This is a genomic window from Acinetobacter brisouii, assembly GCF_008993995.1.
Taxonomy (GTDB): domain Bacteria; phylum Pseudomonadota; class Gammaproteobacteria; order Pseudomonadales; family Moraxellaceae; genus Acinetobacter; species Acinetobacter brisouii_A.
The window spans coordinates 1-12,804 of record NZ_BKNN01000067.1 but is presented as its reverse complement, the minus strand read 5'-3'; the positions used below and the strand labels follow the sequence as shown (position 1 = coordinate 12,804).

Genomic DNA, 12,804 nt, shown 5'->3' with positions numbered 1-12,804 from the left:
GATAACTTTGTGATATATTTTATCCACAGGTTGTGTATAAACTTATCCACAAGTATTTTGCGAAACTTTAGAGAGATTGAATTGCTATTTTTTATGCAAATCTGTGGATTTCTCTATGACAGATGTGGATAACTTGGTTAGAATACCCACCCCCTGCTATTGAAGTACGGGGAATCTTTTTATTTAAGTCGGTACGTAGGAGAATCTCATGCTTTGGACAGACTGCTTAACTCGCTTGCGACAAGAGCTCTCTGATAATGTCTTTGCCATGTGGATTCGCCCATTGGTTGCTGAAGAGCATGAACAGATCTTACGTTTATACGCGCCAAATCCGTATTGGACTCGTTATATTCAAGAGCATCATCTTGAGTTGATTTCCATATTGGCTGAGCAGCTTTCAGAAGGTCGTATTCGCCAAGTTGAGATTATGGTGGATTCTCGTCCTGGTGCAATTTTAAAAGCCAGTGAACAGCCAGCAACAACAACAGCAGCTCTGGAAACACCTGTACCCAGTTCATCTCGAAAAGAAAAAGAATCTGAAGTCGCTCCTGTTGCTCAACCTGTGTCGAAACTGAGCAAGAAACGCCAGTTAAACCCTCTCTTTACTTTTTCCTTATTTGTTGAAGGACGTTCTAACCAAATGGCAGCTGAAACCTGCCGTAAAGTACTTACTCAGCTCGGTGCATCTCAGCACAACCCATTATTTCTTTATGGACCTACGGGTTTGGGTAAAACGCATTTAATGCAGGCCGTGGGAAATGCGCTATTACAAGCCAAACCAAATGCACGTGTGATGTACATGACGGCAGAAAGTTTTGTACAAGATTTTGTGAGCTCTTTGCAAAAAGGCAAAGTTGAAGAGTTTAAGAAAAACTGCCGTTCTCTCGATTTGTTACTGGTTGATGATATTCACTTACTGGCGGGTAAAGAAGCCAGTCTGGTGGAGTTCTTTTACACGTTTAATGCACTGTTAGATGAATCTAAGCAAATTATTCTAACGTCAGATCGTTATCCAAAAGAATTAACAGAACTAGATCCTCGTTTAGTTTCACGTTTCTCTTGGGGATTATCGGTTGGGGTTGAACCACCTGATATTGAAACCCGTATTGAGATTTTGTTGAAAAAAGCCGAAAGCACTGGCGTTGATTTACCCCGTAACTGTGCACTGTTTATTGCTCAGCAAGTGGTTGCCAATGTTCGTGAGCTTGAAGGGGCACTCAACAAAGTTGTTGCGATCTCACGCTTTAAAGGGTCTACAATTGATCTTGATATTGTACGTGAATCGCTAAAAGATGTTTTGGCAATTCGGGCAAGAACCATTAGTACTGAAAATATTCAACGTGTGGTCAGTGAATATTTTCGTATTCCGCTCAAAGAATTAGTTGGACCAAAGCGTACTCGTATTTATGCACGTCCTCGTCAGTTAGCCATGGGATTGGCCCGTGAATTGACAGGTGATAGCTTTCCTGAGATTGGTATGGCATTTGGTGGACGTGACCATAGTACCGTGATGCATGCCTGCGAAAAAGTGCAAAGCTTACGCGAAGAAGATCCAATTTTTGATGAAGATTATAAGAATTTAACCCGCCTGTTACAGAGTTAAAATCCAAAATTTATTGAAGAGAAAAAGTCGAGTTGCAATGTATAGGCTTCTGCCGCATAGTACTCGACTCAACCCCCTATTTGTCTAAAAAGATACCTGTTAGAGGAATGCATTGTGCGCCTAAAAATCGCGAAAGAGAGTCTGTTAAATGTACTATCTCATGTTGTTGGGGTCGTAGAACGTCGACATACTTTAAACATTTTATCTAATGTCAAAATTCAAGCTTCTGCACAAGCATTGACCATTACAGGGTCGGATTTAGAAGTTGAATTGGTGGCAAGCATGCCATTTGCCGAAGGTGCATGTTTACAGGCAGGGGAGACGACCGTTCCTGCACGTAAACTTATGGATATCTGCAAATCTTTACCAAGCGCAGCGTTGATTGATTTACAGATTACTGAAGATCAGCGTTGTATCTTGAAGTCAGGCAACAGCCGTTTTGTACTTGGTACACTCCCTGCGGAAGATTATCCGTTATTAACGACTGAAAATACCCAAGGCACACAGGTTCAGGTGACTCAACGCGAACTAAAACGCTTATTTGAAAAAACTGCGTTCGCGATGGCGGTACAAGATGTACGTTTTTATTTGACGGGCACTTTGCTTGAGATTGATCAAAACCAACTTCGTGCAGTAACCACCGATGGTCACCGTTTGGCACTCTGTGAAACTTCTGCTGCGTCAACTGCATCACAGCCGTTGCAAGCGATTGTTCCACGTAAAGCCGTGGGTGAGTTACAACGTTTATTGACGATTGAAGATCAACCGTTAACGGTTTTGATTGGTCGTGAATTGTTGAATGTCACCATTCAATTGCCAAGCCGTGATAAAGAGCAGGGCAGTGTTACAGTTCGCTTTACGACAAAATTGATTGATGGAAAATTCCCAGACTACCGCCGCGTGATTCCTCGTGGTGGTGACAAACATGTTGTGATTGCGCATGACGTATTTAAACAGTCTTTGCAACGTGTTGCGATTTTAAGTAATGAAAAATTACGTGGCGTATTCTTAAACTTCTATACCGATACTCTGCAACTACGTGCCAATAACCCAGAGCAAGATGAAGCGAGTGAAGACTTAGTCATTCAATATGCCGATGAAGCATTGGAAATGTCATTCAACGCACAATACTTACTTGACGTTCTCAGTGTTTTGGATGGCGATGATGTTACTATGACCATGACTGAGGCAAACCAATCGGTATTGGTTCAAGATCCTGCTCACGCTGACCAGACGTATGTGGTCATGCCAATGCGTGTGTAACGACGCCTATGCATATTACGCGTTTAAGTATCGAACGTGTGCGTAACATTGAAATGGCTGCAATGCCTTGCTTGCAGCCATTTAATGTTTTTTATGGTCAGAATGGTTCAGGGAAAACTTCAGTTTTAGAAGCCATTCATTTACTGGCAACAGGACGTTCTTTTCGTACCCACCTTCCTAAAAATTATATTCAGCATGAGCAAAGTCATGCATTAATTTTCGCCCAAGCGGGTCAAGATAAAATTGGTATTCAAAAATTTACTTCGGGTGAGCAACTGATTAAGGTTAATGGCGATAGTATTGCAACCCAAGGTCAGTTGGCTAAAATACTTCCCTTACAACTGATTGAACCACAAAGTACCGATATTATTGATCATGGCGCAAAGCCAAGACGACAGTTGTTGGACTGGCTGATGTTCCACGTGGAACCTGACTTTTATGCGGCATGGCAAGCCTACACTCGAGCGTTGAAACAGCGAAATAGTTTATTAAAAACTCAGCGACATCTGACATTGCTGGATCTTGAGCCTTGGAACAGGTTGCTGAGTGAATATGGTGAAATGTTGCACCATCAGCGCATGAGTATTGTCCAGCATTGGAATCAGTATTTTCAGCAGGATATTCAGTATTTATTGCCTGATGTTGAGATTCGTCTGGAATATAGCGCAGGCTTTCATGAGAAAGAAGGTTTGCTGCAACAACTGGTTTCAGCACACGATAAAGACAAAGAGCGACGCTATACCGAATATGGTCCACATCGGGCAGATTTACGCCTAAAAACAGCATTAGGCGATGCCGATATCGTCCTGTCGCGTGGGCAAAAAAAATTGCTGATCATTGCGTTAAAACTGTCACAGATTGCAATGCTACATGCGAGTAATAAGGAAACTGTGGTATTATTAGATGATTTGACGGCAGAGCTTGATAATGCTGCCCAACGACGTTTATTGGAACGTTTAAGCCAACTGGGTAGTCAGGTTTTTTTGACCACTTTGGATCATGAGTTGGTACAGAAACATTTACATGATCTATCTATTTTTTATCAATTATTCAATGTAGAAAACGGCAAGATTCACAGTATTCAAGCTGATCAGCAGCCTGTTGAATCTGTCGTTCACAATGACTAGGGAGAAAACATGAGTTCAGAGTCTCAACCTGCTTCTCAAACAGAACAAACCAATGAAAAGGCTTATGATTCCTCTAGCATTAAGGTTTTACGAGGTTTAGACGCTGTACGTAAACGCCCTGGGATGTACATTGGGGATACCGACGATGGTACAGGTTTGCACCATATGGTCTTTGAGGTCGTTGATAACGCGATTGATGAAGCTTTGGCGGGGCATTGTGACGAAATCGTGGTCACGATTCATGAAGATGAATCCGTCAGTGTGTCAGACAACGGTCGTGGTATTCCAACCGATATTCACCCAGAAGAAGGTGTTTCTGCCGCAGAAGTGATTCTCACCATTCTGCATGCAGGCGGTAAATTTGACGACAATAGCTATAAAGTTTCTGGTGGTTTGCATGGCGTTGGTGTTTCGGTGGTTAATGCTTTATCGAGCAAACTACAACTGACGATTTACCGCGCAGGTCAAGTCCATGAACAAGAATATCAACATGGCGATCCGCAGTATCCACTTCGAGTGATTGGCACAACAGATAAAACAGGAACCATCGTCCGCTTTTGGCCAAGTGCTGAAACCTTTAGCCAGACGATTTTCAATGTCGATATTTTAGCGCGTCGTTTGCGTGAACTTTCTTTCTTGAATGCTGGTGTACGTATTGTTTTACGTGACGAACGTATTAACCTTGAGCATGTATATGATTATGAAGGTGGTTTGTCTGAGTTTGTGAAATACATTAACCAAGGCAAAAACCATCTGAATGAGATTTTTCATTTCACCACTCAGGCTGAAAACGGCATTGGTGTTGAAGTTGCATTGCAATGGAATGATTCTTATCAGGAAAATGTTCGCTGCTTTACCAATAATATTCCGCAAAAAGATGGTGGAACGCATTTAGCTGGCTTCCGTGCGGCATTGACCCGTGGCTTAAATAGCTACATGGAAAATGAAAGCCTGTTGAAAAAAGAAAAAGTCGGTGTCACAGGGGATGATGCCCGTGAAGGCTTGACCGCGATTATTTCGGTTAAAGTACCAGATCCGAAATTTTCTTCACAAACCAAAGAAAAATTGGTCTCGAGTGAAGTGAAACCTGCAGTTGAGCAGGCGATGAATAAAGAGTTTTCTGCGTATTTGTTAGAAAACCCACAAGCTGCAAAATCAATCGCAGGCAAAATTATTGATGCAGCACGTGCGCGTGATGCAGCCCGTAAAGCCCGTGAAATGACGCGTCGTAAGAGTGCGCTAGATATCGCAGGTTTACCAGGAAAACTGGCAGACTGTCAGGAAAAAGATCCAGCGATGTCTGAACTTTATCTGGTCGAGGGTGACTCGGCCGGTGGTTCTGCGAAACAGGGGCGTAACCGTAAGATGCAGGCAATTTTGCCGCTGAAAGGTAAAATCCTGAACGTGGAACGTGCGCGTTTTGACAAAATGATTTCTTCAGCAGAAGTGGGTACGCTGATTACCGCTTTGGGCTGTGGGATCGGACGTGAAGAATATAACCCAGACAAATTGCGTTATCATAAAATTATCATTATGACCGATGCTGATGTCGACGGTTCACACATCCGTACTTTGTTGTTGACGTTCTTCTTCCGTCAAATGCCTGAACTGGTTGAACGTGGACATATTTATATTGCTCAGCCACCTTTATATAAATTGAAAAAAGGTAAGCAAGAACAATATATTAAAGACAATGATGCTTTGGAAACTTATTTGATTTCCAATGCGATTGATGAATTGTCTTTACATGTGAGTGCAGAAGCTCCTGCGATTGCGGGTGAAGCTTTAGCAAAAGTGATTCAGGATTATCAAGTTTCACAAAAGAGCTTGCATCGTTTAACTCAGCGTTACCCAGCAAGTTTGCTAGATGGTCTATTGGCAGTTGAAGCCTTTAAATCTGAACGAAATGTTGAGCAAGACTATGTACAAACATGGGCTGAACATTTGCAGGCTGAAATCACCAAGCTTCAACCAAGTCTTCGCCCAGAAGTTGCATTAGAAAGCTTTGATGTTGAAAATACCGATGGAACCAAAGTAACGCATTACTGGCCACGTATTACTGTTTATGTGCATAACTTGCCACATGCTTATTTACTTGATTCTGGTCTATTAAACTCTGCTGAATATGCGCGTTTATTAAAGAACTCGAAAAGCTGGTTTAGCTTGCTAGAAGAGGGCGCATATTTGCAAAAAGGCGAGCGTCGTATCGTTGTGAGTAGTTTCCATCAAGTTTGGCAGCATATCTTGCAGGACTCACGTCGTGGCATGATGATTCAGCGTTATAAAGGTTTGGGTGAGATGAATGCTGAGCAACTTTGGGAAACCACTATGGATCCTGAAAACCGTAATATGCTACAGGTGACGGTTGATGATGCGATTGAAGCAGATCGGATGTTCTCTTGCTTAATGGGTGATGATGTTGAACCACGTCGTGCCTTTATTGAAGAAAATGCATTGAATGCTGATATTGATGCTTAATTGAGTTAGGCTTCTAACAACGAGCACCCGTAATGGGTGCTTTTTTATTGAAATATAATCCAGAGGGTAGTTGCACAGACATAGCCAATACCCAGCATTACACCAATCCATAACATTGCACCAATCAAGTTATAAACAATGAAATAGGAATAACGCATGCCGCCTGAACCTGCAGCAAATGGGGCAAAGGAACGAATTAATGGTACAAAACGAGCAAAAATAATGGTTTTTCCACCATGTTTTTGGAAAAATTGATTGGTTTTATCGAAGTACTCTTGTTTGATACATCCAAAACGACAGTTTAAGATTTTTGTGCCTAAATAAAGTCCTGTATAATAATTGACAATATATCCCAAGGCTGCAGAAAGAAATAACAGGATGAACATGTATTCAAGATGAACAGAACCTGCTGAAGCACATAATGCACCGAGTGCAATCAGTAAACTATCTCCTGGTAAAAAAAACATAGCAATACAGCCTGTTTCTAAGAAAATAATTATAAAAACAATGGCATATATCCATAACCCATATTCTTGTAAAATGAGTGGAAGTTGCTGTTCAAGGCTAAACAGAAAATCAAGAATATGCATAATCGGATGCCTTTGCTCTATCTATTTGATTTATAAAATATAAATTAAAAATATTTTGCTTTAGAGTGTATATTATCTCCATGAGCAAAACATCCTTATGGATAACTCAGGACTTATCCACAGTTATCCACATTTTCCCCGAAGTTATCAACAGCAATGTGATATGAGATGACCTATAATCTCCCGAGAAATTTAGCATTCACAATGATTGAATATCAATCTTTATCCACCGCTTTTAATTTGTTTTTTCTATATATTTTGCTGAGAAAATCACAAACTGTTAAGGTGCTTCTTACTTTAAATGCAATTCTCATCTTCGTATGAATCAGATTACAAAAAATTTAGCGATTGTAATATTTGGACTAGGCTGCCTAGATACATCTGTACATGCTGCAACAACATGGACTTCAATTTTTAAAGATAAAAATATTGAAATTCAGTTAGATAATGGCTCATTGTTGACTCCTCAGGGAACGATTAATGTTTGGGCAAAGAATATTACTCAAACTAAAATTGTGTATATGCAGTATGAAGTACAGTGTAAGCCTCAAAAACGATTCAATATCATTGCAGTCAATGCCAAAGAACGCAAAAATAATCAAGATGTTCCTATTCGTTTAGCTGCGAAAAAAACAAGTTTGCATACTGCACCGCGTAATAGTCCTGCCGAGTCTGTGGTCAATGCAGTCTGTGGTACAGGAAAAAACAAAGCCCAGTAAACTGGGCTTTTAAGCGTTTAATCTTCAAATGAACCCTCAAGTTCTTCGAGTTCCATCATCAACTCCAGCATTTTTTCTTCCAGTTGCTCAAGTTGCTGCTTCAGATCTGTTTGCTCATTCATCAGTTTGAGTAAATCATCTTTACGATTCGCCTCATAAAGACTTGAATCTGCCAATTGCTGTTCAATTAAGGTTAAACGTGGCTGCAATTTTTCAACTTTCGCTTCAGCATTTTCAATATTTTTACGAATCGGGCGGGTTAAATCGCGGCGACGAGCGGCTTCTTTACGCTGTGCTTCTTTATCGGTTTTTGAAATCGCAGGCTTTTCTTCAACCAAAGATTTGACAGGCGCAGCAGGTTGTTGCCCATTTTTCATCATGTCGATACGAGCTTGACGCAACCAGTCTGCATAAGCAGTTAAGTCACCTTCAAACTCTTTACTTCGACCTGCATGCACTAAAATCAGCTCATCGCAGACACTGGCAATTAGTTGGCGTTCATGCGACACCAACACCACAGCACCTTCAAAGTCCTGTAAAGCCATAGTTAAAGCATGACGCATATCCAAATCTAAATGGTTGGTCGGTTCATCCAGAATCAAGACATTTGGGCGTTTCCATACAATTAGGGCTAAGGCTAAACGCGCACGTTCACCTCCTGAAAAGCTTTCAGAAGGGGTGTCCATACGTTCACCACTAAAGCCAAAACTGCCTAAGAAAGAACGTAAAGTCGCTTCACTGATTTTAGGGTCAGCGATACGTGCCAGTTGTAGCATCGGGCTGGCATTACCATCTAAGGCATCCATTTGGTGCTGAGCAAAGTAACCGATATTGAGTAACTCAGATGCTTTACGATGACCACGCATGAGTGGCAAATCACCCACCAGTGATTTAATCAGGGTTGATTTACCCGCACCATTCATCCCCAATAAACCAATACGACTGGTTGGAGTAATCTGCAAATTGACATCAGTCACAATCAGTTTTTCACCATAACCGATATCTGCATGTTCCAGTTCCAGTAGTGGTGAACTCATTTTGGTCGGTTCACGGAAACTGAAGGTAAAAGGTGTATCGACATGCGCAGCAGAAAGTTCCTGCATGCGTTCCAGTTGTTTGATACGGCTTTGTGCTTGTTTGGCTTTGGTGGCTTGTGCTTTAAAGCGGTCAATATATTTCTGCAAATGCGCACGCGTTTCGAGCTGTTTTTCGTAAGCTTGTTGTTGTTGGGCAAGGCGTTCGCTACGGGTACGTTCAAAGGTCGAATAGTTACCTGTATATAAAATCAGTTCTTGGTTTTCGATATGTAAAATATGATCGGTAATCGCATCGAGGAAATCACGGTCATGCGAAATCAGTACTAACGTCCCTGCATAGGCTTTAAGCCAGTCTTCTAGCCATAAAATCGCATCCAAGTCCAAGTGGTTGGTCGGTTCATCAAGCAGCAGCAGATCTGAACGACTCATCAGGGTACGTGCCAGATTCAAACGCATCCGCCATCCACCCGAAAAGCTGGCAACACTCAGTTCAGATTGATGTTCAAAAAAGCCTAAACCTGCCATCAATTGCGATGCTTTGGCAGGGGCTGAGTAACCGTTAATTTCATCAAAACGCCCATATAAATGTGCGAGTTCATCATTATTCAGTTCATCAGGATGATCTAGTTTGTGCTGAATCTCCCAGTATTCTTCATCGCCTGAAAGCACGAAATCAATCGCTTTCATGTCGAGGGCTTCAATTTCCTGCGCCATATGCGCCACAGTCCAGACATTTGGGCGACTGAGAGAACCGCTGTCTGATTCCATTCCGCCAAGCAGGGCTGAGAATAAGGTTGATTTCCCCGCACCATTGACCCCAGTTAAACCGATTTTCCAACCAGGATGCAGCTGCATCGAGGCTTTTTGAAATAACACGCGTCCACCGCGACGTAAGCTGAGTTGGTCAAGCTGAATCATAAACTTTTAACTGGGTAGCAATTTGTGCTTATTCTAATCAGGAATCCTGATAAAACCAAATTGCCATGTTAAAATTGAGTAAATTGCTAGGAATTGAATTTTTCCAACAGCAGCCCCATTTTGAATATGCTATGATTGCGCAAATTGTCTTCAGACAAGACGAAATTGATGTGAGGAATGCCCACGATGAGTACTCAAGCTTTAGTGCTTACAGATAATGCTGCAAATAAAGTCCGCCAACTTCGTGACAGTGAAGGCAACGAAGCGTTGATGTTGCGTGTATATGTGACTGGTGGTGGCTGTTCTGGTTTTTCTTACGGCTTTAACTTTGCAGAAAGTGCCAATGAAGATGATGCTGCTTTTGAAAATGGCGATGTTAAAATGCTGGTTGACTCTCTAAGTTATCAATATTTGGTCGGCTCAGTGGTTGATTATGTCGAAGGTCTTGAAGGCTCACGCTTTATTGTGCAGAACCCAAATGCAACAACAACCTGTGGTTGTGGTTCATCATTCTCGATTTAATTCGAATATTAAAAAAGCCCTGCCGTAATTGATGAGCAGGGCTTTTTTTATGTCTAGAAAATAGTGTTTAAACCGCAGTCATACTGCCTAAAATTCGTAGACCTTGGGCACCTGTCACTGCAGGTAAGTTACCACTTAACTGTTTGACGAAACGCATCGCCAGCCAAGCAAAAGCAGTCGCTTCGACCCATGTTGGCGATAGTCCTAAAACATCTGTGGTTTGTACAGCCCAGTGATGTTTACGCAAACGCCAGCGCAATTGCTCTAAAATATGCGAGTTATAGGCACCGCCACCACAGACATACACTTCACCATTTTCCAGCCCTGAACGGTAAATGGCTTTTTGAATGGCACGAACAGTGAGTTTAGCTAAAGTCGCCTGAATATTTTCAGGGGTATCTTCAAGCTCTTCATACAAAATATCGTTGCGCCAGTCGCTAAGCTGCTCATCCAACCATTCTAAGTTGAAATCTTCACGACCTGTGCTTTTTGGTGGCTCTTTAGAAAAGAACTCGTGTGCATATAGTCGATCCATTAAAGCACGAATGGGTGTGCCATAGGCTGCCCAATCACCATTTTCATCATACGGATGTCCCGTATAACGTTCACACCATGCATCCATTAAAATGTTGGCTGGGCCAGTATCGAATCCATAGACCTTTTCAGGCTGATCTGCAGGCAAAATGCTGACATTGGCAATTCCACCCAAGTTTAAAATCACCCGATCAAGCGAAGCATGTTGAAACAAGGCCTGATGAAAGGCAGGCACGAGCGGGGCACCTTGTCCACCTGCGGCCATATCGCGGCGGCGGAAATCTGAAACCACAGGAATTTGCGTGAGTTCGGTAATAATGTTTGGATCACCGATCTGTAAGGTAAAACCATGTTCTGGACGATGGCGAATGGTTTGCCCATGTGAACCAATCGCAATAATTTTTTTACGGTCAAGCTGATTTTTTTCAATCAGTTGGTTAATGCCCTGTCCAATCATCGTGGCAAGTGCAACATCGGCTTTACCCATCCGATCAATTTCATTGTCATCAGGTAAAGTCAGTGCCATGAGCTGATCTTGTAAGTCAGGATCAAAAGGCACAGTAAGTGTTGCATGAAGTTGTAAAGGGTCAAATGAGGCGGCTACGATGTCGACACCGTCCATACTTGTTCCCGTCATCACTCCAATATAGATGTCTGACATGAGCAACAAAGCCTGCAATATGCTGAAAAAGTGTTAGTATATCGCACAAATTGAATAACTGATGTGTTTGGATTTTGTGATGTCAAATTTCTTACCTGCTGAAGAACAGCTTGCCCTGATCCAACGTGGCACGCATGAAATTATCTCTGAAGAAGACCTGTTAAAAAAACTGAAACAGAACCGTCCTCTTAAAATTAAAGCAGGCTTTGACCCAACTGCACCTGACTTGCACCTTGGGCATACTGTTTTAATCAACAAATTAAAAACATTCCAAGATTTAGGGCATGAAGTGTATTTCTTGATTGGTGACTATACCGCAATGATCGGTGATCCAACTGGAAAAAGTGCAACTCGTCCACCATTGTCACGTGAACAAGTATTAGAAAATGCCAAAACGTATCAGGAACAGGTATTTAAAATTCTTGATCCAAACAAAACCAAGGTTGTGTTTAACTCAGAATGGTTTGCAACCAAAACTGCGGCTGATTTAATTCAGTTGGCATCTCAGCAAACCGTTGCACGTATGCTTGAGCGTGATGACTTTACTAAGCGTTACAACAATCAGCAACCCATTGCGATTCACGAATTCTTGTATCCATTGGTACAAGGCTACGATTCAGTTGCTTTGCATGCAGATGTTGAATTGGGTGGTACAGACCAAACCTTTAACTTGTTGATGGGTCGTACCTTACAAGGTCGTTATGATCAAGAAGCGCAAGTGTGTATCACTGTACCAATTCTAGAAGGTTTGGATGGCGTCAATAAAATGTCGAAATCACTCGGCAACTATATTGGTGTATTTGATGCACCAGGCGCAATGTATCAAAAAGTCCTTTCAATGCCAGACTCTTTGATCGAACGTTATTTTGATTTGCTCAGCTTCAAATCTTTAGACGAAATCAAAACTCTGCTAAAAGAAATTGCAGAAGGGCGTAATCCACAAGAAGTGAAGAAAATCCTTGCGCTTGAATTGGTCGAACGTTTCCACGGTGCTGAAGCAGCTGCGAATGCACATAAAGGTGCGGGCAATATCATCACAGAAGGTGAATTACCTGAAGGTACACCAGAAGTGACCATTTCACGTGGCGAGTTTGGTGGTGAACTGTTTATTGCTTCTATTGTTCGTGCGGCTGGTTTAACTAAAAATGCAGCGGCAGCGAAAGATGCTGTGGCACGTGGTGCAGTTAAAGTTGACTGGAATGTTGTTGATGCGGGTTATTCGGTGAAAGAAAACACGACGATAATTGTTCAGTCAGGTAAAAAGGCGATTGCCCGAGTGACATTTACGGATTAAGAGTCGAAAAACATAAGAAGTTGAAAAGGTAATCTGCAAAAGATTGCCTTTTTTTATG

10 protein-coding genes are annotated in these 12,804 nt (G+C 42.0%); 7 read left to right on the top strand and 3 right to left on the bottom strand.

Annotated features, from left to right (window positions below):
- The first annotated feature begins 208 nt into the window (after positions 1-208).
- The 4 genes from dnaA (at position 209) to gyrB (ending at position 6,471) form a co-directional block, all read left to right on the top strand.
- Complete coding sequence (gene dnaA, locus GBN19_RS12915; protein WP_151709577.1) at positions 209-1,603, top strand: chromosomal replication initiator protein DnaA; 1,395 nt, start codon at positions 209-211, stop codon at positions 1,601-1,603.
- A 114-nt stretch (positions 1,604-1,717) separates the two neighbouring features.
- Positions 1,718-2,866, top strand: a complete 1,149-nt coding sequence (gene dnaN / locus GBN19_RS12910; RefSeq protein ID WP_111896229.1) for a DNA polymerase III subunit beta — start codon at positions 1,718-1,720, stop codon at positions 2,864-2,866.
- Positions 2,867-2,874: 8 nt separating this feature from the next.
- A complete protein-coding gene (gene recF / locus GBN19_RS12905; RefSeq protein WP_151778417.1) occupies positions 2,875-3,993 on the top strand; it encodes a DNA replication/repair protein RecF in 1,119 nt (372 codons plus the stop codon).
- A gap of 9 nt (positions 3,994-4,002) precedes the next feature.
- On the top strand, positions 4,003-6,471 hold the full coding sequence (gene gyrB / locus GBN19_RS12900) for a DNA topoisomerase (ATP-hydrolyzing) subunit B (protein ID WP_151778416.1): 2,469 nt from the start codon (positions 4,003-4,005) through the stop codon (positions 6,469-6,471).
- A 44-nt stretch (positions 6,472-6,515) separates the two neighbouring features.
- Here the strand turns inward: gyrB and GBN19_RS12895 are convergent, their stop codons facing one another.
- Positions 6,516-7,061: a VTT domain-containing protein gene (locus GBN19_RS12895; protein ID WP_151709574.1), complete on the bottom strand. Its 546-nt coding sequence runs from the start codon at positions 7,059-7,061 to the stop codon at positions 6,516-6,518.
- Positions 7,062-7,381: 320 nt separating this feature from the next.
- On the opposite strand from GBN19_RS12895, the gene GBN19_RS12890 reads away from it, so the two are divergent.
- Positions 7,382-7,780, top strand: coding sequence for a hypothetical protein (locus GBN19_RS12890; protein WP_151709573.1), 399 nt, complete (start codon positions 7,382-7,384; stop codon positions 7,778-7,780).
- 17 nt (positions 7,781-7,797) lie between these two features.
- Here the strand turns inward: GBN19_RS12890 and GBN19_RS12885 are convergent, their stop codons facing one another.
- Positions 7,798-9,735, bottom strand: coding sequence for an ATP-binding cassette domain-containing protein (locus GBN19_RS12885; RefSeq protein ID WP_151778415.1), 1,938 nt, complete (start codon positions 9,733-9,735; stop codon positions 7,798-7,800).
- A gap of 186 nt (positions 9,736-9,921) precedes the next feature.
- Between GBN19_RS12885 and erpA the strand changes: the two genes are divergently transcribed.
- Entirely contained in the window at positions 9,922-10,257 is a 336-nt protein-coding gene (gene erpA, locus GBN19_RS12880; RefSeq protein WP_111896235.1) for an iron-sulfur cluster insertion protein ErpA, read from the top strand.
- A gap of 67 nt (positions 10,258-10,324) precedes the next feature.
- Here erpA and GBN19_RS12875 read toward each other — a convergent pair whose 3' ends face one another.
- Complete coding sequence (locus GBN19_RS12875) at positions 10,325-11,452, bottom strand: anhydro-N-acetylmuramic acid kinase (RefSeq protein ID WP_151778414.1); 1,128 nt, start codon at positions 11,450-11,452, stop codon at positions 10,325-10,327.
- 61 nt (positions 11,453-11,513) lie between these two features.
- Between GBN19_RS12875 and tyrS the strand changes: the two genes are divergently transcribed.
- Positions 11,514-12,746, top strand: a complete 1,233-nt coding sequence (gene tyrS / locus GBN19_RS12870; protein WP_151778413.1) for a tyrosine--tRNA ligase — start codon at positions 11,514-11,516, stop codon at positions 12,744-12,746.
- Positions 12,747-12,804 lie beyond the last annotated feature (58 nt).